We start from the raw sequence: 21,106 nt of genomic DNA, 5'->3' as shown, positions 1-21,106 counted from the left end.
ATGGAAATTACTACCTCACCGTCATGCCCACATGCGTTGAGTTAGATTTATGAAGTATAGGTGACCAGTGTAATCTTGGTTTTAGAACTAGAGCAGTAGTTCTAAAATCTGCGATCAACGACCAAAACTATGATGTTAGCGCCAAAGTGCGCCGATTAATGCAATCGTGCCAGCGGTACCGCACAAACCAATCAGCAGGGGCCGAAACCGACCGGCATCTATATAGCTGCGACTTTTCGTACCCAAGGCAACGCCCAGCACAGCGAGCGGAACAAACAAACTGCTTTGCCAGAAAAGTTCTGCGGTCATCAAGCCCGTCACCGCATAAGCAAACATACTGATGCAACAGCCAAACAGGAAATAGAGCGACAGGTTTGCACGAATAATTCGAGGATCACCATGCTGCATGACAAGCGCCAGAGGCGGACCACCGACCGACGTTGTTGTGCCCATAAAACCCGAAACAAGTCCCGCCCAAGCCAGACGAGAAGGAGTGGATTCGAACTTCTTGCTCCAGAGTGAAATCACCACAGCCATCAACACGGCAACAGACACACTTATCTGCAGCAGCTTCACACTCATGATGGTGAGCAACCAGGCTCCCAAAGCGGTACCGGGCAAACGAGCCACAATGGGCACCATCATGGTTTTAACTTCGATGTGGCGGCGCAACTGCCAGACATTGATAAGGCTAAGCGGAAAAGCAACGACCGTCAGCAGAACAGGCACCCATTCAGGATGAACAAGTACCAGAATCGGCGCGGCAACAATGGCTAAACCAAAACCAAGCGCAGACTGTAGCCAACAGCCTGCCAATACCATCACGCCGCCAACTAACCATACCCACCATTCAATCACGATGTTACCGCTCTTCGCTTTGCTCAGCTCTCCGGAAGGCCGCCACGGTACGCCTAATTCTGACGGTTAGCCATGATTTAACGCAGCCTATTTTGCGCCATGTTTATCAGATCACAGCCCTTTTTCGAGGCTTGATTATACTTACACTTAAATTTCAGGAGGTTGTGATCAGAAAGCTCTTTCTCCCTACCATACTCCTGCTGCTCGGTTACGGTTTTTGGATCATGCCCGAGCTCAAGGAGATCCTAGCCGGTGTCGCCATTTTTCTGTTTGGCATGTTAGCACTGGAGGATGGCTTTAAGGCCTTTACCGGCGGCCTGCTTGAACGCCTGCTGAAACGCACCACCAACAAGCTATGGAAAAGCCTGACCTTTGGCGTGGTTTCCACCACCCTGATGCAATCCAGCAGCCTGGTCACCATCATCACTATTTCTTTCCTCAGTGCCGGTTTGCTTACGCTGGTTCAGGGTGTGGGCATCATCTTTGGTGCCAACCTGGGCACCACCACAGGCGCTTGGCTGGTTGCCGGGTTTGGCCTGAAAGTAAACATCTCTGCTTACGCCATGCCTCTGCTGGTGTTTGGCGTCATCTTTATTTTCCAAAGCCTGAAAGCACTGCGAGGCTTGGGATACCTGCTGGCGGGGATTGGTTTTCTTTTCCTCGGCATCCACTACATGAAGGAGGGGTTTGAGACCTTCCAGGACAGTATTGTACTGTCCGACTACATGGCGGACGGCATCAAAGGGCTGCTGATATTTACCCTGATAGGCATGCTTGCTACCGTCGTTATGCAATCCAGCCACGCGACTCTAGTGCTGATTATCACCGCCCTAGCCGCCGGACAGATCTCCTATTACAACGCGCTAGCGCTCGCCATCGGCGCAAATGTCGGCACCACCATCACCGCCATTATTGGTTCAATGGGGGCTAACCTGGAAGGTAAACGCCTGGCTGCCGCGCACCTGGTATTCAACCTAGTCACCGGCGTCACCGCCCTCATTCTGATCGTTCCATTGGCGGGGTTGGTCGATACCCTGGCGGAGGGACTTGGCATCAGCGAAACAAACTACACCCTCAAACTCAGCCTGTTCCATACCCTGTTTAATACCCTTGGCATACTGCTGATGCTGCCATTTATCAATCAGCTTTGTCGCACACTGGAAAACCTGCTTAAACCGAAGGACCGACGAAAACGCAATGTGCTTCCTGAGGGCCAGGTTGACCGTCGCCAACGTAAGGTTCAGCCGAAATTCCTTAAAAAGGCCGTGTTAAACAACCCGGACACTGCCCTGCAGGCCGTTATCCTGGAATCTCAACACCTGTTTGATCAGTCCTACAGCGTGATAGCGCGAGGGCTTTTGCTTGAACGAGAACTCCTTGAGTCTGACACACCACTTGAATCACTTGCGGAGGCAGAGGTCGATCCAGGCTCATTCGCAGATATTGACGATCTTTACGATCGCTACATTCGCAAGGTATACGGCGAACTGCTGACTTTTGCAGCCCTCGCCCACCCGCAGTTAAACAGCAATCAGGTAAAAGAGCTGTTTGCGCTAAAAGCGGCGGCCAGGGACTTGGTGAATGCCGTTAAAGACACCAAACATCTGCAGAAAAATATGAAGCGCTACCTGGCCTCTGATGACAGATATATCAAAGCCCAGTATCAACAGCTGCGGGTCCAGTTAGCGACCCTATTACGAAAACTGTTTTTTATCCGGCAACATGAACAATCCCAAGAAGATAACGATGCTGAATTGGTGATCAGTCAACTTAGATTGAGCCTGGAGAAAGAGGACATTATCAACAGCGATGCGCTGGATGATCTGATTCGCCATCACTACCTGGCACCTAAAGTGACCAGCTCTTTAATGAACGACAGCCATTATTGTCGGTCAATATCTAAGAACATGGTGAATACCATTGAAGTGTTGATGACTGCCAGCTCCAGCGGTGAAGGTGTCCTTAGCCGTGAACTGGCATTGGCAGCGGATGAAGTCACTCACCTCACCGCTGACATTCCGCAGGATGGAGAAAACTAATGAACAGCTCCATGGAAAAGCTTACCAACTGGCTCAGCAAGTTCCTCAATGAGGGGAAGGCTGAAAACCGTGACGAACTGGACAGAGTGAAACGCAAACTGGAAAAACTGAAGCGCAAAAGTCGCACCCTGAAAGAGCTGCTCGAACAAACCTCAGATCCGAAAGAGAGGGCCCAACTTGATCAGGAGTTGGAAGTTGCCAAAGCGATCCGCAAGAAAGCACACGCCAAATACCGCGAACTAAAAGACGCACTAAACGCCCGTCAGAAATAGCAAACCTCTTTTGCCTACCCTACCGCTCTCCTGACCATGACTCACGCCCGGCAGGCGGAACGATATCGCTTCGCATTACCGTTCGTATTATGTAAATTAATTCAATAAATTATCACTGATCTTTCAGTCAATTTGTGGCGTTAATGGATCTGCAAAACTACTTTTAGAAGTTAGGTGCTCATTACTCACAGAGGCGAACATGAAAGGCGACAGCGACGTAATACGCATTCTGAACCAAGTGTTAACGACCGAACTCACCTCCATCAACCAGTATTTCCTTCACGCTCGCATGTTCAAGAACTGGGGACTGTCCGAGCTAAACGAAAAAGCGTACAAAAAATCGATTAAGGATATGAAACAGGCTGATGAGTTGATTGAGCGGGTACTGTTTCTCGAAGGCCTGCCCAATCTACAACAACTTGGCCACCTGAAAATCGGTGAGCACACCGAAGAGATGATCAGCTGCGATATGGCACTGGAACTTGAGCAGCTCACCCAGCTACGAGATGCCATTAAGCTGTGTGAAGAACGCAAAGACTTTGTCTCCCGCCAACTGCTCGAAGAGATCCTGGAAGATGAAGAGGAATATCTCGATTGGCTGGAAACACAACAACACCTGATCAAAGAGATCGGTATCGAAAACTACCAGCAGTCACAGCTCTGATAGCGGACAGGAGAAACCAACATGAAAGGCAATAGCAAAGTCATCGACGGTCTAAACCGACTCCTCGCTGCAGAACTGGCAGCCATGGACCAGTACTTTATTCACTCTCGCATGTACCAGGACTGGGGCCTGGAAAAGCTATACGAACGTATCAACCACGAGTTTGACGACGAAAAAGGTCACGCATCTCTGCTGATCGAACGCATTCTGTTTTTGGAAGGTGTGCCCTGCATGACCGAACGCGACGACTTGCGTATCGGCAAAGATGTCGAAGAGATGCTGCAAAACGATCTGCAGCTGGAATACGACGTAGATGCAAGGCTCAAAGAGGTGATCACCATCTGCGAACAGGAACAGGACTATCAGAGCCGCGAGATCCTTGAGAAGTTACTGGCTGATACCGAGGAAGATCATGCGTACTGGCTGGAACAGCAACTGGGCCTGATAAAACGTGTTGGATTGCAGAATTACCAGCAATCACAGATGGGCTGATAAGCAATCGCCAAATACGACAACGGGACCATTCGGTCCCGTTTTTATATTTAGGGTCTTAGGCGCCAAACGCCTTTGGGTGTTGTTTGCCGTCGTCGCCAATCTCTTCCCAATCAGCTTTGGAATCAACCCAGATATGATGAGCAACTTTTAGATTGTCAGCGCCTTCGATGAGGGTGCCTACCGGCACATACATACGCTCATCATCATTGTCGCCGGGCAAAGTGGAACCGCAGGTTTTACAGAACCGGGTCTGCCAGTCATGCCCCGGTTTATGCCAGGTCTGGATCTGATCTTCCCCTTTTGTCCAGCGGAACTGCGCCTTGTTCACTGCAACCACAGCAATGCCGCCACTTCCCGTGCTGCGACGGCAGATAGAGCAGTGGCAGACATAAACATCACTTAACTCTTCAGCTATCTCGTAGCCCACTGCCCCGCAATTACATTCACCTGTCGCCATACTAAATCCTGTTTAACCTCGATGTGAGTTAGGAGTGCGCGAATTAAAGCGATGCACCATCAAATACATCGAATGGTAACTCTGCAACATCAACGCCATCGGTAGAATCCAGACACCCGATGTTAAACCGCATATGACCTGGCTTACGCAGCGTTTCATGAAATGGGTAAATACCGCAGCGTTTGCAGAAATGGTGTTTAGCGACGCAGCTTCCAAACTGATAGGTCGCCAGCGCGCCCTCACCAGCAACTATCTTGACTTCCGATTTTGGAATAGCAAACGCCGTCATGGTGGCACCTTTGCGACGACAGATAGAGCAGTTGCATTTGAGTCCTTCAGTAATTTCTGGGGCTTCGAACTCAAACTTGATTGCACCGCAGTGACAGCTTCCTGAATGCTTCACAAGATTCTCCATTTTAAATAGTCAGACCAATACCGGTTTGCCAACCAAATCCAGTCAATCGGTATTTGGCTCCGTCGTTTGATTTAGCCCTAAATCTATATGCGCAACCAGGTAACCATATTGTTTGTCTGTTAACTCACCCGCGCGGTATCGGGCGGTCGCAGACTCAAACGTCCACGTTTCACCATTAGGCTCAGCGACAATCGATAGATCATTGGTCAACAAGGCTGGATCCAGAACTTGATGCCCCTCTTCCGCGGCTTTCCTCGCACAATAACTCAACACATACTCAACGGCATATATGTCCACAGATGGAGCACCGCTGTACTCCACCTCACAAGCCGTTTTGTGCTCGCCTTCAGCCGTCACATACTCCAATTTTCCTTGGGTGACACAAGCAGACAAAAGCATCACTACCAGCAGACTGACAATCCCTTGAAGCTGCGCCTTATATCGATTTTTTATCCGCATGGTATGAACCATCAGTTATCAATAAAAAAGGTGATCTTCTTGCGGTTTATCCCGCGCTCTTCATCCATCTGCTGCTGATAATCTTCAAGGTCATCATGTCGTGCCCACGTTAAGGCTAAGTGCGACACCCCACCAATCGCAATCAACAACATCACTGCAGGCCAGATCCCCCATGCATCAAGATACATGGCAACAATGCCAACCAATGTCAAAGTGAGATAGCAGAAGAAAGCAAACTGCGGCCAGCTTTTAAATACAAACAGTACCTTTCTCGGATGATAGCTTTCATTGCGCTGTTCAGGGGCTTGGCTATTGCCCGCATGAGGAAGTGAATCTGTGTCCATACTGGTAAACCTTCTTGTTTCGCAAACGCTTTAGCGTAAGTAAAACATCAGCTTACAGTAAACACTTAATAACAGGTGTTTAGGGATTCACAAAAGCAGGAATAGACCAAGGGACAAGTGACATGAAAGGCTTTTATTGCGCTGGCTAAGAACCATAAAACGGCACATACCAATGGGTTTCACCGTTAAAGACAAACTTCATCTCTTTGGTCTCTGTTTCAGGAGCTAATACGGTAGCCACTATAGAAACCGTCAGCGCTTTGTCTTGTTGCACATTGATATCGAGCCAGGGAGTGATGGATAGGTGTCGACAGCTTTTGTTGTAGCTGACAATACTCCACTGAAAATCAGCGAAGTGCTTGCCTGCGCCTGTGGATACCACCACCTCTTTCAGGACGAAGTTGTTTTTAAAATCAAACGAGTATTCGTTGTTTATGGTGCAAACCAACCCTGAGATAGCGTAAGGGCTCGTTTGTGGGTCCTGATAATACTCCCTGGTCCCCACGACCATCACATCAACAAACAGGTCACCGATTCGAAAGTCGGTACACTTAGATTCATCGAGTACCACATCATGTACGCTCAAGCAGCCTGATGCCTTCGGGCCTGTCGACTGTTCATAGACATCAGTTTGGGTCGGCATATCGAAGCAAGCGGATAGACAGAAAAGGCTTGCCATCACGACGAACATTTGGGTGAGATTAATAATCTTTGCCTCTCATTAGCAGCACCTTAGCCCCTTGATCAGGATGTAGAAAGGAGGGCTAAGAATTCCTTTCCAAGGTGATCGCTAGTAGCTGGCAAATCTCCATATCATCCCCCCAAACACCTCTAACTTCAGAGTCATAGGTAAGCGTCACTGTATAATCACCTCTAAAGGCCTCAACCAGCATGCTATTTGCACTGTCATGCGAACCATGAGACCAAACCCCAATACAACCAGACTCTAACCCTTCGACATACATAATATGCTTTCTTTTAAGGCTAGCGCCGCTGTTATAGACGGTGTAATAACGAACCTTCTCGATCTGTGCAGAGTTAAAAACGCTTGTAACCGCATTTTTACTCATGAGGGATGAAGGTGATGTGGTTGGCTCAGTTGATGCGCAGCCAGACGCTAGCGCGACAAAAGCCGTAATGAGTATGTATTTCATACTGTTATATCCCTATCTTCAGGCGTCAGCCTTCTTCCATGTAATAGCAAAATAGAGGATGAGAAACGCAGTTGTAATCTCGAACACACTAAAGAAAACATAGTGAAGCGTTCCGCCCATATAGAGTGTAAAACTCTGGATGGACCCGGTGATTAACGCGGCAATAATATTGGCATATTTGTTTGCACGAAACACCAGAAAGCGCGACAGCACAATCATGATCATAGGAATTTGCATGATTATTGCGAAATACAGGAGGAACTCCTCAGTAATCTTCATTCCCCCGGCTTCCCCGGTCAGGAAGGCCTGTAGCGAGTCAGCATCATGCAGCGTGAAGACGTCACAGTAGATGTAGTTGACGGTCAAAAAGATCCACAAAACCGATAGCAACTGCTTTCTATCACCATTCCATTCGAACATACCCAAACTCTCCTTTATAGCGCGACTCAAGTGTTGTGTTTCTAAGCTAGATGATTGGCGTAGCGTTTGAAATAAGAAAGGTGCAGCTGGCATGGAGGTTCTGGTAACTAAATGTGAATGCGCAAGGCTAAGTTTTACATGGAACTTCAAAATCCACATGGTAGTGCTCGTCATGTCTTACCCATGAGCGCTTCTGTGAAAACTGTATGTATTGTTTCAGGTACGGTCCGTGGCGAGTCTTAAATAGATTTGGCTGCAGCTCGGGATCAAAAATCACACGCCAAAGATCAACGTCGTGCGCCAAGGCTTCCTTATGTAATGCAACGATATGAGCAGCCATGGCTTCGTAGTCAATTACCAGGCCATCGTATTGCCCTTCTGCATCAAATTCGATTTTGTAACCTAGTTTATTGAAAGGGTGTGTAGGAAGATGAACAGAATTTCCTTTCGCATTCATAACGGGAGTCATAAAGTCCACCGACAAACCATTGCGGTGTGTTTTGTGCGGTCTGAAGCGGCCACCTGATTCAAAACCAGTTTCGGCGTACTTATAAACTTTTGTTGGTAACTCTCGGTAAAGGCGAGCATAAGACGCAACCATAATGTCACGTACAGTCGAATGAACGTAGGTTCGCCCAGCTAAACGAGCCACGGTGCTGTAAGTGACAAAATTCTCACCATCCGCGGGAAGCTCTACACCGTTTTCCAAGCGTCCATTTGACGTCGTTCCATAGCAAATACTTTCGGCAGCAACAGAGCCAAAGCAAACAGCTGAAAGCAAAATTATGAGTAATCTGAACATGTGAGACCTGCATTCGCACATCAGCCTAAAAAAACGTAGTAATTTGGCGTTACCAGCGTTCAAAGATAACGATAACAGCGGTATTGACGCCATTAGCCAATCAAGCCAAACCAAGACCCTAGCGGAACGCAAACCCCAATAGCTACAGCTATTCCTGCCAAAATTAGTTCACTATATGGCTTGATTGGATGACGGCCTGGAATCAAAACTGACTCGTCTGGACGTTCAGGATTGAACCTTACACTGATAGGTTTTCCTTGTTCATGAGCCTGGTAAAAATTAACTGTTTCAGGATAGTGAATGGTGTAAAAAGCAACTGTGCTACCCATGTACTTCCCCCTGCCAACGGTGTAAGAGTACTTAACCCGTATTTTTTCAACTGGCAACATTTCACCATCGACTCTTCTTGTTCCCCACAACTCTACATTTTCCAAAATACCGGTGACAGCGTTCCAGCTTTCACTATCCTTTGCCTTCTTGTAGTTTTTAAAAGCATGATTGGCCATGTATAGGCAAAATATGGAAATACATAACTCAACAACTAATGGAGGAGTATTCATACTCAGTTACCTTGTTATGGCGTAACGCTTCAGACAAGCGCACTCTTTCCTATGCCACCGCTCAGCGTTCCCTTTTGCCACAGAGATATGTTACTGCGCACGTTTGAAGCTCGTAATCTCGGCGGCTAGACGAGGAACATCTTGACGCGCATGAGCTATAAATTCCTAGTCTTCTATCGTCGCACCAGTTAACTCGGGACCTTCGTCTGAAACTGCATCGACGCTCACTAGTATCCTAGTTCGTTACATAACATCCGTGGGCAAAGGCCAGAGATTTGTCACGTCGTTGCCTTTGTCTTCAAGAAACTAGTGTCGAGAGTCTGGTTTAAACTTTCGAAACATCAAAGCTAATTCGCCACATAGTTTTGATGCCCTTGTGAGCATAGCGAAAAACTTGATGTGTTTGTTATAAGGGTGCTATGGGCAAACTGCCCTCTCTTGTTTTTTTAAATCATTGATTGAATCAATTTCATATATATTAAGAGATGGAACTAACTTGCCTTGATGCTCGAAAGAGTAAAGTACCGACAATGATACATCACCAAGATCGTCATTGTAGTCAAAAGAAACTCTAGCGCTGTTTTTAGCATCAACACCAATATCAATAGAACTAGACATAAGTAGAGTTTCACCGTGATGATATCCGATAATAACTGCACTAGGGTACTCTTCTCGTACACCTTTAATTACTGGAACCCTCAGGAAGGTAGTATTGCCCACACCCTCTTCAAACTTAAAGCCTAAACAAGCAGGTCTACTGCCCGTCAAACTTATTATATTTGGCATGGATGAAGCAAAAGCATAGTCGCAAACAATAAGCGCGACAAATAGAAACATATAATTCACTCTGACCTTATAACACCCAACCATATGCCGCTAACCTCCTGAATTGTCGCTATCATTTGCGATATCCTTGGCGTTGTACTCATTGTTTTTAACTAAGTTTGCACCTAAGTAAGCTCGCCTAAAGCTTATCACTAAAAAAGCAAATCCAATTAAGGCAAAAACGATAGATATAGGATTGAAGATATAACGACTTTTACAACCAAAACAGGACACGTCTTCATAACCAAATATAAAAGTAAGAATCGAAAAGAAGAATCCGAAGACAAAATATAAAACAGCTAGTTTCATTCTAATACGACCTGCATATAACTCCCCGCATAGGGGCACAAAATAGTTGGCTAAAGTGAGCGACGAAGGAGCGTAAGCCAACTGTTTTACGTCCATGCTTATTGCGTTTGTTATGTGCCCTTCTTTTTAACTTTATTTCTCTTTGGTTCTAACTCCCCAATTAGATAATCCTCTAGGGCCGGAGCTAAATATGAAAAGTTAGGCGAAAACCCAATGGCGGCAATATCAACAACGCCTTGCCACTTTGGTTTTGGCTTGTAGTTTCCCCGCCCCTTTGCTGTGTCAGTAGTAATAACATGAGAAAGCAACCTTCGGGATATGCCGTGTTCTTTGTATAAGCCCCCACCCCTCGAAGCACCAAGCCCCACGTAAACAATTTCACCCTCTCCGTCAATGAGAGCATATACACCAGCTTTATCATGATGAGGAACTGAACCTCTCCAAGGCCAATTAGCAACCCACTCATATGGTTGTGTATGAGACGATTTATCCCAGTGCCTTTTAAAGAATACGTCTGTGGCCTCTTTTAAATCATTAAAAGTCGGCATAAATCTCCCTACACATAACGCCGCAAGCACGGGCAAAGGTCAGCGGCTAGCCGCTCAGTGGCCTTTCTCCTTGAGGAGCGCAGCGATGAGTTAGTGACTTGCTTTGTTAGGTGTATCACGGGCAGCAACTCCTTCGCATAAGTACCACAATTCAACATGTAGCTTCTTACAACTCCAAACCTCTGGAGTTGTAAGCTTTACTGATTTTGTTGGCGCAGGAATGAAGTCAAATGACTGGTAAATATCGCCAAATACACCAGAGTCGTAAGTAACAAATCCAACACCACCTGAGCGTAAATCTACTTCTGCGCGCGAGATCCCAAGCGAGCGAAGCTTGGCACGAATCCCGTTGTACGCCTCGACTTCTTCGCTGGTTGGCTTATGGGCAAATGAACGGTCTACGATATCCGAGTGCACATATACGGCAGTAAGTTCAGACATACTCAAAATTTCGGATTTTACCTCAGAGACTCTATCCACATTATGATAAAGCCACTCCTCCTCCTTCTCACTTCCCATAAAACCACATCCAGCCAGAAGGAATACCAATAGCACGATTACACATTGATAGTTCAATTTTCCCTCATACATCTAATGCCTAAATCAGGTGCGCCGTAGGCGTTACCTGGATTTACTTGTTAGGGCCTTTATGCTGCGTTATAGATTTCCCCTTTTGCCGTTATTTGCATTGCATTTGCAAGGGCTTCAAGAGGACTCTTCTCACAGTGTCGTGCGAGTCTGAACTTGAATGAATCCATAGTAATTGAAGGTGTAAGACCTTTGTCTTTCAGATGAAAATATAATGCAGGGATTAAGAAATCTTTACCTGAAACATAACTAAGTGAATTTGTAGAAGTAAAAACTCTCTCCTTGATAGGTGTTTTAACTGATTCAAGGGTTTCTACATCAAACTCCTTTATGATTTTTGACTCTATATCTGTTATCAGCTTGTCTACTTTCATGGAGCATATCCTAGGTTGAGATTTTTTCTCGCCTTTTTTACAAATTGAATAGAAGCTATGCGCAACAGTTTTTTCACTAGGAGTTAATTTCCTTGACGTGCCGAAAGTAATGAACAAGTTTTCCAAATCAGATTTAATGCTATTTATAAAAGCATCCCAATCTATCAGGGTAGCTGCAGCGTCGGTAAGAATTTTTCCAGAGGATTCAATAAGCAACTCAATAGCTGCATCTTTACAAAAAAGATAGTTTTCCATGCAGTAAAGATTGTGCTGAAATAGCCTAGGTATGCTTTTTTCTTTCTCGCCTAGCACTAAATCTAGATCTCCATCAATAATGAATAATGCAGGTGATTCATCATCGTATTTTTCACACATTGTGACTACGTTATGTCTGCCATCTAAGCAAAATAGCTTGTGTATTTTTACGCTATTATTACTAGCTCGACTCAGAAGTTCGCGGTAAATTGCTTCTGAATCTTCATCTTCGACATAAACTTCAATATCCTGAAGGTCTCTGTATAGAAGACCTATGCTTTCTAAGGCGTCAATTGGCCAAACGGGTAATGCTGAATTTGACATAAAGAATTAAATTCCACCATTAAGTGGAACATACATGTTTTTTCTCTTTCCAATAATGGCAGGTGAATGTGTTGCGAGAATGATTTGAAGATTAGGATTTGCAGATTGTATTGCTCCTACAAACATGTCTTGCCATGAAAGGTGTAATGAAAGTTCCGGTTCGTCAATTATGAAGACACCATCTCTAGTTAAGGTTTTATTCAGAACTAGATGAGCGAGCATAATAAGAATTTGTCTTTCTCCAGAAGACAAAATTGACAAATCTCTTTCTTTTTCGTTAATTCTTATCTTCAAGTTCCCAACTTGATCAACACGAATTTTTTTATTGGTTTGCTCAAGGAATTGATTAACTAACCTTTCAAAGTCATTAAGCTTATTGTATATCCTTGTTTTTACTTTTTGGTATTTCTCAACCATAACAAAAAGCCTATTTATTCTGTCGAGCTGGTTTTGGTTAACGTACCACTCTGACATAGCCTTTTGAAACTCTTCGTTGTTTCCTGTGTTAATTTCATTAGACTCGAAATCTGTTTTCGATATTACTTCAGCTATTTCTTCTATCTTATCAAAAAAGATCGCATATCTTTCTTCGAACTCTTCACTTGGTACATCTAGAGTATCAAGAATTTTCTTTATAGCTCTCTGCTTTCTTCTCAAATCTCTAAGTGTTTGTTGGTCTGGTAGTTTAAGCTCGCTTATTGACTCCGAAAAGGAAAAAGAATCAAGTATTATTTCATTTCTGAGTTTCTTGTCTGAGTTTAATTGCTTAGCTCGCGCTCCACTGCTCGCCTGAGATATTATTTCAAGGACCTCATCTAAGCTTTCATCCTTTAGATTTTTCTTTTTTGAAAAACGACGTTCGAACTCACCATCAAAAATGACATGAAAATCATCCTCGTCTCTAGTACCTTTTACAAAGCGTCTATCTAAACTCAAAAACATTGGTGAAGATAAGCGGGATATTTCTTTAACAACAGGATTTTTTCTTTTCAGAAAAGACATCTTCCTCTTTTCCGAATAGTCAATGTCCCCTTTGTCAGTTACAAGTCTTTCTTTTATTCCGTCTATCCATAAAGATATTTTCTCATTATCCTGCTTGCAGTGTATGTGAATATCTGTTTCTTCATCCTTTTTAACTATAAGCTCACATGTCTTAAATTTAATATCGCTCAGTTCCTTTATTGAAGGAGTGAGCATTGCCATAACAAGCTTTAAAGCTGTCGTCTTTCCAGACCCATTAAGTCCTGCGATAAAGCTTACTTCAGGATTAAATGTTATATCAAAATCTATATAGTCATGTACTTGACTGGCTTTTAGTTTAACTATTTTCATATAAACCTTATGTTGAAGAATGTGTACGTTTTGGCCCTAACGCTAAGTAGGAAGCACGTGCTTCCTATCTCCATTTAGAGAGCGTGCTTCCTATCTCGGAAAATGTGATCTATGCCCAAGCTTGTCGGCCATTAATCAGCACGCTGTAACTTACTGTCTAATTTGGATAAATCTTACCCTTATTGCAAGCAAGGTCATCTACTTCTGCGATTTCGGTTCCGACAAAGGAAGCATTGTTAAAACAGGTGAACTGTATAGCTACACAGTAAAAACCTGCGCACTGTTTTTTGCCGCAATACCATTTCGCTGTTATTCACTAAACAAACGTTGGAGAATGATGGCTGCAAATAAACTAATGCCGTTGTTGTGTTATCTATGACCCCTGCTATCACCCTTGCCGCCAAACAAAAGATTGCTCATCAGGTGCATGAGTATGCCCATGATCCTGGCTGTGATTCTTACGGCTTGGAGGCGACTAAAAAGTTAGGTGTACCAGCAGAGCGGGTTTTCAAGACGCTGGTTGTTGAGTTGGATGGCAAATCACTCGCTGTTGCCGTGGTGCCTGTCATGGCAAAACTGGGCTTAAAACAGATAGCAAAAGCGGCGGGTGGTAAAAAAGCGGCAATGGCAGATCCGGTCGATGTACAACGTTCTACCGGCTATGTGCTGGGCGGGGTCAGCCCATTGGGTCAGAAAAAACGCTTGCCAACCATCATCGACAGCTCCGCTGAATCACTCACCTCAATGTATGTGAGCGCAGGCAAACGCGGCTTGGAGATTGAACTTGCGCCGCTGGATCTGCAAAAACTCACCCATGCCAAATTCGCCGCCATTGCGGTGTAAGTTTACCGCTTCAAGCTTTGAATATGCCCTTCCAGCCCGCCATCAGGAAAATCTTCATGTGTGGCTGCATCTGGATTTGGTTGGTCCCAAGTAGCTTTTGAAGCGGTATATATGTGGGATACCACTTTCAGATCCTGCTCATTTTCGAGTAACCCGGCTGGCACCCAAACATAGCCAGTGTCACGCAATGGATTGGGTACAGGAGAGCCGCACACTTTGCAAAAATCTGAGCGGAAACCACTCTCCTTTTGCCAATGGGTAATCGATGATTCCCCTTGAACCCATTTAAAAGATTTAGCTGGCACAATAGTAGCGGCGTTGGAACAGCTGCCACTTTGCTTTCTGCAAAGCTTGCAGTGGCACTGATACAGATTAACCTGACTTACATCTACCTCGAACTCAACAGCCCCACAAAGACAGTTTCCATTCATTGGTTGCACTTCCTATTGCTAACTTTGCATCCATCTTACACAGCCTGGCGGATTAACACAGCGGGTGTGCAAGCCGCTAAGTGTGCTAACTGCTAGTCGCCGGGCTTCGAGCTGAGGCTGTTGCAAGTTGTTCACTTTTAACAGGTAAGGCAGTTGCCCCCTGCAAATCGAGCTTCACTTCCATCAGGGTATCGTCAAACTGTTTCAGCACTTCCTCCAGCGCTAAGGTAGCAGCATCGAAATAGGCGTTGGCGCTGACCGCGGGTTTATCAACGATCACCTCGGTTTTAAGCAGTTTCAGTAGGGCGGTTACCGAGCTTTTGCCAGAGCGATAACCGCTTTGAACATCCACATCTTTGCCTGTGAAGGCATCTATCGCCTGATGCAAATAACCTAAACGGATCCTGTCGACGCTTGAACACGCACCCGCAGCTGCGACGCCGGTGCCTATGGCCCTGGCCTGACCAATGTTTTCTGCGGTCACCAACAGCTCCTGCCACAGATAACGAATAGAGCGTTTATTGGAGTCTTTCATTTCATATAGGCGATGCTGTTCGGCGCAATCATCAATCAGGTAGAGAATGCTGGTGATTAACTTGTTGTGCTGTTCCAGATTGTTCGCTGGGGTTTGGCTCTTAAAACCACAGGCCAAGCGATGCCAGTGGCTTTCGATCCCCGACCAGTTTTCATTGCCGGCTAACCAGTTACCGCCCTGACTTAACGCGCGACTGGACTGATTTATCTTGCTTTGCAGCGGGTTAATTCGACGTAGCAAGTCGACATCTCCACAAAGATAACCGTTACTCAGGCCGCGATGCTGTTGCACCAGTGTCAGTAACTGCCTGAATCTGTGCAACCAATCCAGGCCTTCCGTGAGCCTGAGTTCAGCAGCATGTTTGGCTCTGAGATGAAGAAAGCTGATAACCACTACTAATACTGTCAATGCAGCCAAAGCAACAAAGACGATGGAAAAATCGAGTCCTGGATTTATTCCAACTGGGCTCATTTCAACTGGGGCTGTTTCAATGCTGCTCATATCAAGCCGCCTCCGCTTTGGTCATATTCTGAAGGTGATCTGCAACGCTGGCGTTTTGTTTGGCCATATAGGCGTTACGCTCGGCGGTAACTGCCACCTGCTCCATATTTTGTGAGATCTCCCGAGTTGCAATCGCCTGTTGCTCTGACGCTGTGGCGATACCTCCTATCTGGTCGGTGACCTCTTCTATGGCAGCAACAATCTCTTCCAATGATGCTGACGTTGCATCTACGCTTTGTTGGCACTCTTCAGTAGACCCAACAACCAACTGCATCTGTTGGCCTACATCAGACATGCTGTTAGTGACTTCAGTGACCTGCTGTGTAATGGCATTCGCGGATTCATGGCTGCGTTGCGCCAGCCCACGGACCTCGTCAGCCACCACACTAAACCCTCGGCCATGTTCACCGGCGCGCGCCGCTTCAATCGCCGCGTTAAGGGCCAGTAAGTTGGTTTGTTCTGCTATTTCTCGAATAAACCGAGACATCGACACCACTGTGCCTAATTTTCGATCTAACTCTTCCAGACTTATCCCGGTCGCTTTTACACGTTCACTCACGCTTTCTACCTGATGCTGCGTTTTGGTGAGTTCTTCTCGCCCTTGATGACAAAGATGACTGCCCTGCTCCATGGCACTGCGTGTCGCCTCAATGCGATGAGAAACATCGTCGATACTCTGTGAGATCTCAGTAGCTGCGGAGGCGGATGAAGTCGTGACATCCGCTTGCTGCTGGCAGTGGCTGGCCACTTCCATTGCATTGCTCGCCAGTTCTTTTGCAGAGAAGCCCATCTCATCACTGACAGATTGCACGGTATTTAGTTGACGACGGGCATGCCTGACCAAGTCATCAATCATGGGATAGATACTCTGCAGGGGACCAGCGTTGGCAGAATCGAACTCCGTGGTGTCACCGTTTTGCACTGCAACCACCAGTTCAGAGAACGTCTCCTGATCCCGTTGCACGGACACCAGAACTCGCCAGCAAAACACAGAGGTAAGAACAAGAATGACGAATGCGGATTGGATCTGATCAAATCCCAGCAGGATCAGACTGATAAGGATGGCGAGCCACTGCACTCTGGCTGCACCTTTGATACCGAGCGATTGGAGATATCTACCCATAAGACGGTCCCTCGTTTAACTGCTTTGTATTCATGAGGGTTACATGAGCAAGGGCTATTCCAATCTTTTAAAGATAACCACAAGAGAGTTTTAACAAACTGTTTTTATTAGGTAAATCAGCTCTAACGCAGGTACAAAATCCGTCTCTTGAATCGACACTAACCCAAACGAGGTAGCGTCAATATATTTTACACTCCCCATAAAAGTTTGAGGGCGCACCTCATCGGTGCAGCGCTAATCTAACTGCGCAGCTGAAAATAGATATCAAGTGTTTGCCGCTTTTACACCACTGAGCAACTCAAGCAAACACTAATCCATTACCTTTTGTTTTATATAGGTTTTCCCTGCTGGAATAGATCCTGCTTAGTCGGGCGTTCACATAACTAAAAATCATTTTTATCAGGGAAAAGTTAATGAGTATTAGAAAGTTAGTTGCTGGTGCGGCCCTTTTGAGCCTGAGCTCTATCGCAAATGCAGGCATGCTCACTGTCAGTGCCTTTGATACAGGTTCCATGAGTGCAACCAACTCATGGAATGATGACCGTCTGAGAGCCTATTACAACCAGTCTACAGGCCACGTGGATGGCTTTATGAAGTTCGATCTGTCGGTATTCGCTGACGACATCACGATTGAATCAATGACACTGACTACCTATCACGAAGAGGGCTTTGGCAATCCTTACCAGGACCCTGAAGTCTCCATTTATCATGTAAATGACGATAGCTGGAGCCGTGGCAGTAGCCACCCAGGTTTAAATGAGCAACTAACCACAGCACAAACAGGCTTCCCTGGTGGTGACTACATCGCTTACGACTGGATCCTAGATATCGACGCGTTTGACTGGCTGGCAGACTTGTCAGATGACACTTTGTCACTGGCAATGCGTAACGAAAAAGAGAGTTACAGCTATGTCTATTGGCATGGCAGTGACAACCAGATGTGGGCTCCAACCCTCACCATCAACTACACATCTGATGTACCTGCTCCAGCCCCGCTGGCTTTGTTAGCGCTTGGCATATTAGGCTTGGTAACACGCCGAACCAAGGGCTAAGCATCGTAAATATTACTCGAATAAAAAAACCGCCAATCGGCGGTTTTTTTATTTATTGGTACAAGGCCAACAGGGCCTGAACCGGATGTTTGGGCTTAAAGCCATCCATCCGTTTTACCTGACTACGACAAGAGTACCCCGTCGCCAACACAGCTTCTTGCGGATTTTGCTGCAGTGGCTGCTGCCAACTTAACTCATAAATGCCTTTCGAGTTTTCAAGGTTCGGCAACTCATGACCATAAGTCCCTGCCATACCACAGCAGCCCACGGGTTGATTCGCCAGTGGAATACCAAACAGTTCGAAAATGTTCTTCCAGTCGTTATCACTGGTGGGCAGCGCGGTCTTTTCAGTGCAGTGACCAAACAGCTTATACGCTGGCACAGTGGCCAAATCCACATCCGCTTTGGGCACCTGCAAGTCCGCTTTCAAGAACCATTCCTGGAACAGCATCACTTCGAAGTCACCACGATCTTCACCAAGCGCATGCACATACTCATCTCGGTAGGTCATTACCAGCGATGGGTCGACCCCTACCATCGGCATGCCCAGCTCAGACACTTGCTGCAGGAAATCAGCGGCATCACGAGCCGTCTTGGCGAATGCCTTCAGGAAGCCTTTCACATGCTGGGGTTTACCATTGGGTTTAAATGGCAGTAACACCGGCCTAAAGCCCAGTTTTTCAATCAGCAGGATCAAGTCCCGTACAACATCAGCATCGTAATAAGTGGTGAACGGATCCTGCACCACCAGCACATACTGGCTGCGCTGTTCTGCTGGGATTGCTTTCAAATCCTCAAGTTCATAGCCCATGGCGCTGTGGCCACTCAACGATTTTTTCAGCGTCGGCGTGCTGATAAGTGGCGCGTCAACAAAACCTGTGGTTTTTGCTGCGAGGAACTTCACCCATCCTTGTTTAAGGAAAAAGTTGATAAAGCCCGGCAGCTTCGCCATCAGTGGCAGTGCTTTTTCAATGTTGGCGACCAGATGGTCGCGGAAAGGACGCAGGTAGCGAGTATGATAAAGCTGCATAAAACGCGCACGGAAGGTGGGCACATCCACTTTGATTGGGCATTGGCTGGTACAGGCTTTACATGCCAGACAGCCTTTCATTGCGTCCATCACTTCGTGGGCATAATCATACTCGCCCTGCTTTTTGCGCCAGGTATTACCGATCTTATCGACCAGATGTTTGACGCTCAGGCCTTCCGACTCCGTCGCTTTTTCCAGCGCAAGTACGTCAAGCCCTTCGCCTTCGGCCAGTCGCAACCATTCACGCACCAGGCCCGCACGCCCTTTTGGCGAGTGACGACGATCTTTGGTGATCTTCATCGACGGGCACATCGGGCTAGTCAGGTCGTAGTTAAAACAAAGGCCATTGCCGTTGCAGTCTACTGTTTGAGTAAAGCTGTCACGCACTTTGACGTCGATCTGGCGGTCGTAATAACCACGTTTGGTGGCATCGACTGACACCAACTCGCCATCAGAATCCACGGGTGTACAGATTTTGCCAGGGTTCAGGCGGTTGTTCGGGTCGAACGCGGTTTTAATCTTACGTAATTCACCCCACAGCACATCACCAAAGAAAGCCGGTGAGTATTCACTGCGATAACCTTTACCATGCTCGCCCCACATCAAACCGCCATACTTGGCAGTGAGTGCAACCACCTGGTCAGAGATTTTGCGTAGCAAGACTTCCTGTTCCGGATCGCAAAGATCTAGCGCGGGACGAACGTGTAGCACGCCAGCATCGACATGACCAAACATGCCGTAGTCGAGCTTGTGATCGTCCAGTAGCTGACGGAACTCCATAATGAAGTCAGCTAGGTTCTCTGGCGGCACACAGGTATCTTCCGCAAACGCGATCGGCTTCTTACGTCCTTTGGCTGCGCCGAGCAGGCCTACGGCTTTTTTACGCATGCCGTAGATGCGGTTAATGGATGCTAAATCTTCGGTCACCTGATAACCGATAATACCGCCCTGCTCTTCGGCAATCAGCTTGTCCAGCTGAGCACAGAGCGCGGTTAGTTTGTTTTGCTGCTCTTGCTCACTCTGGTCTGCAAACTCAACGATATTGATGCCCTGCATCTCTTTACCGGGCACGTCGGTGATCAGATCTTTGACTGAGTGCCAAACGATATCTTCACGGGCCAGGTTAAGCACGCGGGAGTCAACGGTTTCAACCGACAACGCCTTAGCTTCGACCATCACAGGCGCATTACGCAGCGCTGATTCAAAACTGTCGTACTTAACGTTAACCAGCGCGCGGAAGGTTGGGATAACCGTGGTATTGAGCTTGGCTTCAGTAATAATTGCCAATGAGCCTTCTGAGCCCGCCAGCAGACGACTGGCGTCTACCTGGCTCATATCGTCACTGACCGCGTGTTTAAGGTCGTACCCGGTCAGGAAGCGGTTGAGCTTCGGGAACTTATCAACGACCGCATCACGCATATCTCGGCAGCTTGCCAGGATCTGCTGATAAATAGCCGCCTCAGCATTATCGCCTTTGGCCAACTCTTCAGCCGATTCCATCGAAATCGGTTGGGTATCGATATCCGCACCGCCAACCAGTACCGAACGCAAACCAAGGATATGGTCGCTGGTTTTACCGTAAACCAATGACCCCTGGCCGGAAGCGTCGGTGTTGATCATGCCGCCAATGGTCGCGCGATTTGACGTTGAGAGATCTGGCGAGAAGAACAAACCATGGGGGCGCAATGCGTCGTTCAACTGGTCTTTAACCACCCCCGTCTGTACCCGCACCCAGCCCTCTTCGGCGTTAACTTCGAGCACCTTATTCATATGACGAGATAGGTCGACAACTACGCCGGGCGTCAATGACTGGCCGTTGGTGCCGGTACCGCCACCGCGGGCGCTAAAGGAGATGGACTGGTATGGGGACTGATTGGCAATGGAGGTCATCAGCACCACGTCTTCGTGGTGTTTCGGGAAAAGAACCGCTTGCGGTAACTGCTGATATACACTGTTGTCGGTGGCTACTGCCAATCGACTACCGTAATCCTTCTCAATGTCGCCTTCGAAGCCTGCTTTTTCCAATGCGTCCAGGTACGCTAAGCAGTCAGGCGCCAACAGGTGTTGATGATCAATCTTAGGGATCATGAATTGCCA

At 46.8% G+C, this 21,106-nt stretch carries 26 protein-coding genes; 6 read left to right on the top strand and 20 right to left on the bottom strand.

What is annotated here, in order from left to right; genetic code table 11:
• Window positions 1-135: 135 nt before the first annotated feature.
• The gene (locus tag ABEA14_RS04135; protein WP_345338598.1) at window positions 136-858 is read right to left on the bottom strand and encodes a sulfite exporter TauE/SafE family protein; all 723 of its coding nucleotides are present in this window, start codon (window positions 856-858) and stop codon (window positions 136-138) included.
• 164 nt (window positions 859-1,022) lie between these two features.
• On the opposite strand from ABEA14_RS04135, the gene ABEA14_RS04130 reads away from it, so the two are divergent.
• From ABEA14_RS04130 to bfr (ABEA14_RS04115), 4 genes are all read left to right on the top strand, one after another.
• Window positions 1,023-2,897, top strand: coding sequence for a Na/Pi cotransporter family protein (locus ABEA14_RS04130; RefSeq protein WP_345338597.1), 1,875 nt, complete (start codon window positions 1,023-1,025; stop codon window positions 2,895-2,897).
• Window positions 2,897-3,169: a hypothetical protein gene (locus tag ABEA14_RS04125; protein ID WP_345338596.1), complete on the top strand. Its 273-nt coding sequence runs from the start codon at window positions 2,897-2,899 to the stop codon at window positions 3,167-3,169. The genes ABEA14_RS04130 and ABEA14_RS04125 overlap by 1 nt, the downstream gene beginning before the upstream one ends.
• A 199-nt stretch (window positions 3,170-3,368) precedes the next feature.
• A complete protein-coding gene (bfr, locus tag ABEA14_RS04120; RefSeq protein ID WP_345338595.1) occupies window positions 3,369-3,833 on the top strand; it encodes a bacterioferritin in 465 nt (154 codons plus the stop codon).
• Window positions 3,834-3,854: 21 nt separating this feature from the next.
• The gene (gene bfr / locus ABEA14_RS04115) at window positions 3,855-4,325 is read left to right on the top strand and encodes a bacterioferritin (RefSeq protein WP_345338594.1); all 471 of its coding nucleotides are present in this window, start codon (window positions 3,855-3,857) and stop codon (window positions 4,323-4,325) included.
• A gap of 58 nt (window positions 4,326-4,383) precedes the next feature.
• On the opposite strand, the gene ABEA14_RS04110 is transcribed toward bfr (ABEA14_RS04115), so the two are convergent.
• The 15 genes from ABEA14_RS04110 to ABEA14_RS04040 form a co-directional block, all read right to left on the bottom strand.
• Window positions 4,384-4,785: a GFA family protein gene (locus ABEA14_RS04110; protein ID WP_345338593.1), complete on the bottom strand. Its 402-nt coding sequence runs from the start codon at window positions 4,783-4,785 to the stop codon at window positions 4,384-4,386.
• A gap of 43 nt (window positions 4,786-4,828) precedes the next feature.
• A complete protein-coding gene (locus ABEA14_RS04105) occupies window positions 4,829-5,188 on the bottom strand; it encodes a GFA family protein (RefSeq protein ID WP_345338592.1) in 360 nt (119 codons plus the stop codon).
• A 54-nt stretch (window positions 5,189-5,242) separates the two neighbouring features.
• Window positions 5,243-5,659: a hypothetical protein gene (locus ABEA14_RS04100; protein WP_345338591.1), complete on the bottom strand. Its 417-nt coding sequence runs from the start codon at window positions 5,657-5,659 to the stop codon at window positions 5,243-5,245.
• An 11-nt stretch (window positions 5,660-5,670) separates the two neighbouring features.
• Complete coding sequence (locus ABEA14_RS04095; protein WP_345338590.1) at window positions 5,671-6,003, bottom strand: hypothetical protein; 333 nt, start codon at window positions 6,001-6,003, stop codon at window positions 5,671-5,673.
• Window positions 6,004-6,148: 145 nt separating this feature from the next.
• Window positions 6,149-6,646 (bottom strand): hypothetical protein, encoded by a 498-nt coding sequence (locus ABEA14_RS04090; RefSeq protein WP_345338589.1) that lies wholly within the window; start codon window positions 6,644-6,646, stop codon window positions 6,149-6,151.
• 121 nt (window positions 6,647-6,767) lie between these two features.
• Window positions 6,768-7,157 carry a hypothetical protein gene (locus ABEA14_RS04085; protein ID WP_345338588.1) on the bottom strand — a complete coding sequence of 130 codons (390 nt, stop codon included), beginning with the start codon at window positions 7,155-7,157 and terminating at the stop codon, window positions 6,768-6,770.
• 18 nt (window positions 7,158-7,175) lie between these two features.
• Window positions 7,176-7,577 (bottom strand): DUF6326 family protein, encoded by a 402-nt coding sequence (locus ABEA14_RS04080; protein WP_345338587.1) that lies wholly within the window; start codon window positions 7,575-7,577, stop codon window positions 7,176-7,178.
• Between the two features lie 127 nt (window positions 7,578-7,704).
• Window positions 7,705-8,379 carry a penicillin-insensitive murein endopeptidase gene (locus ABEA14_RS04075; protein WP_345338586.1) on the bottom strand — a complete coding sequence of 225 codons (675 nt, stop codon included), beginning with the start codon at window positions 8,377-8,379 and terminating at the stop codon, window positions 7,705-7,707.
• A 92-nt stretch (window positions 8,380-8,471) separates the two neighbouring features.
• On the bottom strand, window positions 8,472-8,939 hold the full coding sequence (locus ABEA14_RS04070; RefSeq protein ID WP_345338585.1) for a DUF3592 domain-containing protein: 468 nt from the start codon (window positions 8,937-8,939) through the stop codon (window positions 8,472-8,474).
• A gap of 417 nt (window positions 8,940-9,356) precedes the next feature.
• Window positions 9,357-9,776, bottom strand: coding sequence for a hypothetical protein (locus ABEA14_RS04065; protein ID WP_345338584.1), 420 nt, complete (start codon window positions 9,774-9,776; stop codon window positions 9,357-9,359).
• Window positions 9,777-9,815: 39 nt separating this feature from the next.
• On the bottom strand, window positions 9,816-10,169 hold the full coding sequence (locus ABEA14_RS04060; protein ID WP_345338583.1) for a hypothetical protein: 354 nt from the start codon (window positions 10,167-10,169) through the stop codon (window positions 9,816-9,818).
• A 14-nt stretch (window positions 10,170-10,183) separates the two neighbouring features.
• Window positions 10,184-10,621 (bottom strand): GIY-YIG nuclease family protein, encoded by a 438-nt coding sequence (locus tag ABEA14_RS04055; protein ID WP_345338582.1) that lies wholly within the window; start codon window positions 10,619-10,621, stop codon window positions 10,184-10,186.
• A gap of 90 nt (window positions 10,622-10,711) precedes the next feature.
• Entirely contained in the window at window positions 10,712-11,062 is a 351-nt protein-coding gene (locus tag ABEA14_RS04050; RefSeq protein ID WP_345338581.1) for a hypothetical protein, read from the bottom strand.
• A gap of 206 nt (window positions 11,063-11,268) precedes the next feature.
• The gene (locus tag ABEA14_RS04045; protein WP_345338579.1) at window positions 11,269-12,162 is read right to left on the bottom strand and encodes a DUF4435 domain-containing protein; all 894 of its coding nucleotides are present in this window, start codon (window positions 12,160-12,162) and stop codon (window positions 11,269-11,271) included.
• Between the two features lie 6 nt (window positions 12,163-12,168).
• A complete protein-coding gene (locus tag ABEA14_RS04040; protein ID WP_345338577.1) occupies window positions 12,169-13,494 on the bottom strand; it encodes an AAA family ATPase in 1,326 nt (441 codons plus the stop codon).
• Between the two features lie 375 nt (window positions 13,495-13,869).
• Between ABEA14_RS04040 and ybaK the strand changes: the two genes are divergently transcribed.
• Window positions 13,870-14,337, top strand: coding sequence for a Cys-tRNA(Pro) deacylase (ybaK, locus tag ABEA14_RS04035; protein WP_345338576.1), 468 nt, complete (start codon window positions 13,870-13,872; stop codon window positions 14,335-14,337).
• A 2-nt stretch (window positions 14,338-14,339) separates the two neighbouring features.
• Here the strand turns inward: ybaK and ABEA14_RS04030 are convergent, their stop codons facing one another.
• From ABEA14_RS04030 to ABEA14_RS04020, 3 genes are all read right to left on the bottom strand, one after another.
• Window positions 14,340-14,768 carry a GFA family protein gene (locus ABEA14_RS04030; protein ID WP_345338575.1) on the bottom strand — a complete coding sequence of 143 codons (429 nt, stop codon included), beginning with the start codon at window positions 14,766-14,768 and terminating at the stop codon, window positions 14,340-14,342.
• A gap of 85 nt (window positions 14,769-14,853) precedes the next feature.
• Window positions 14,854-15,804, bottom strand: coding sequence for a hypothetical protein (locus ABEA14_RS04025; RefSeq protein WP_345338574.1), 951 nt, complete (start codon window positions 15,802-15,804; stop codon window positions 14,854-14,856).
• 1 nt (window position 15,805) lies between these two features.
• Complete coding sequence (locus tag ABEA14_RS04020; protein ID WP_345338573.1) at window positions 15,806-16,927, bottom strand: methyl-accepting chemotaxis protein; 1,122 nt, start codon at window positions 16,925-16,927, stop codon at window positions 15,806-15,808.
• A gap of 413 nt (window positions 16,928-17,340) precedes the next feature.
• Here ABEA14_RS04020 and ABEA14_RS04015 point away from each other — a divergent pair, with 413 nt between their 5' ends.
• Window positions 17,341-17,979, top strand: coding sequence for a CBM96 family carbohydrate-binding protein (locus ABEA14_RS04015; protein WP_345338572.1), 639 nt, complete (start codon window positions 17,341-17,343; stop codon window positions 17,977-17,979).
• A gap of 52 nt (window positions 17,980-18,031) precedes the next feature.
• On the opposite strand, the gene ydiJ is transcribed toward ABEA14_RS04015, so the two are convergent.
• Entirely contained in the window at window positions 18,032-21,097 is a 3,066-nt protein-coding gene (gene ydiJ, locus ABEA14_RS04010) for a D-2-hydroxyglutarate dehydrogenase YdiJ (protein WP_345338571.1), read from the bottom strand.
• Window positions 21,098-21,106: the final 9 nt, after the last annotated feature.

The sequence above is a fragment of the Corallincola platygyrae genome (assembly GCF_039544265.1).
GTDB lineage: Bacteria > Pseudomonadota > Gammaproteobacteria > Enterobacterales > Neiellaceae > Corallincola > Corallincola platygyrae.
The sequence above is the reverse complement of the archived record's forward strand: the minus strand, read 5'-3'. Positions and strand labels throughout refer to the sequence as shown.

Bases quoted from the DNA above. Each gene is read 5' to 3' on its own strand.
- ABEA14_RS04025 (WP_345338574.1), bottom strand. From the start codon at position 15,804: ATGAGCAGCATTGAAACAGCCCCAGTTGAAATGAGCCCAGTTGGAATA.
- ABEA14_RS04080 (WP_345338587.1), bottom strand. From the start codon at position 7,577: ATGTTCGAATGGAATGGTGATAGAAAGCAGTTGCTATCGGTTTTGTGG.
- ydiJ (WP_345338571.1), bottom strand. From the start codon at position 21,097: ATGATCCCTAAGATTGATCATCAACACCTGTTGGCGCCTGACTGCTTA.
- ABEA14_RS04075 (WP_345338586.1), bottom strand. From the start codon at position 8,379: ATGTTCAGATTACTCATAATTTTGCTTTCAGCTGTTTGCTTTGGCTCT.
- ABEA14_RS04060 (WP_345338583.1), bottom strand. From the start codon at position 10,169: ATGGACGTAAAACAGTTGGCTTACGCTCCTTCGTCGCTCACTTTAGCC.
- bfr (WP_345338595.1), top strand. From the start codon at position 3,369: ATGAAAGGCGACAGCGACGTAATACGCATTCTGAACCAAGTGTTAACG.
- ABEA14_RS04045 (WP_345338579.1), bottom strand. From the start codon at position 12,162: ATGTCAAATTCAGCATTACCCGTTTGGCCAATTGACGCCTTAGAAAGC.
- ABEA14_RS04015 (WP_345338572.1), top strand. From the start codon at position 17,341: ATGAGTATTAGAAAGTTAGTTGCTGGTGCGGCCCTTTTGAGCCTGAGC.
- ABEA14_RS04085 (WP_345338588.1), bottom strand. From the start codon at position 7,157: ATGAAATACATACTCATTACGGCTTTTGTCGCGCTAGCGTCTGGCTGC.
- ABEA14_RS04050 (WP_345338581.1), bottom strand. From the start codon at position 11,062: ATGTCTGAACTTACTGCCGTATATGTGCACTCGGATATCGTAGACCGT.
- ABEA14_RS04090 (WP_345338589.1), bottom strand. From the start codon at position 6,646: ATGCCGACCCAAACTGATGTCTATGAACAGTCGACAGGCCCGAAGGCA.
- ABEA14_RS04070 (WP_345338585.1), bottom strand. From the start codon at position 8,939: ATGAATACTCCTCCATTAGTTGTTGAGTTATGTATTTCCATATTTTGC.
- ABEA14_RS04095 (WP_345338590.1), bottom strand. From the start codon at position 6,003: ATGGACACAGATTCACTTCCTCATGCGGGCAATAGCCAAGCCCCTGAA.
- ABEA14_RS04125 (WP_345338596.1), top strand. From the start codon at position 2,897: ATGAACAGCTCCATGGAAAAGCTTACCAACTGGCTCAGCAAGTTCCTC.
- ABEA14_RS04110 (WP_345338593.1), bottom strand. From the start codon at position 4,785: ATGGCGACAGGTGAATGTAATTGCGGGGCAGTGGGCTACGAGATAGCT.
- ybaK (WP_345338576.1), top strand. From the start codon at position 13,870: ATGACCCCTGCTATCACCCTTGCCGCCAAACAAAAGATTGCTCATCAG.
- ABEA14_RS04020 (WP_345338573.1), bottom strand. From the start codon at position 16,927: ATGGGTAGATATCTCCAATCGCTCGGTATCAAAGGTGCAGCCAGAGTG.
- ABEA14_RS04100 (WP_345338591.1), bottom strand. From the start codon at position 5,659: ATGCGGATAAAAAATCGATATAAGGCGCAGCTTCAAGGGATTGTCAGT.
- ABEA14_RS04030 (WP_345338575.1), bottom strand. From the start codon at position 14,768: ATGAATGGAAACTGTCTTTGTGGGGCTGTTGAGTTCGAGGTAGATGTA.
- ABEA14_RS04040 (WP_345338577.1), bottom strand. From the start codon at position 13,494: ATGAAAATAGTTAAACTAAAAGCCAGTCAAGTACATGACTATATAGAT.
- ABEA14_RS04055 (WP_345338582.1), bottom strand. From the start codon at position 10,621: ATGCCGACTTTTAATGATTTAAAAGAGGCCACAGACGTATTCTTTAAA.
- ABEA14_RS04065 (WP_345338584.1), bottom strand. From the start codon at position 9,776: ATGTTTCTATTTGTCGCGCTTATTGTTTGCGACTATGCTTTTGCTTCA.
- bfr (WP_345338594.1), top strand. From the start codon at position 3,855: ATGAAAGGCAATAGCAAAGTCATCGACGGTCTAAACCGACTCCTCGCT.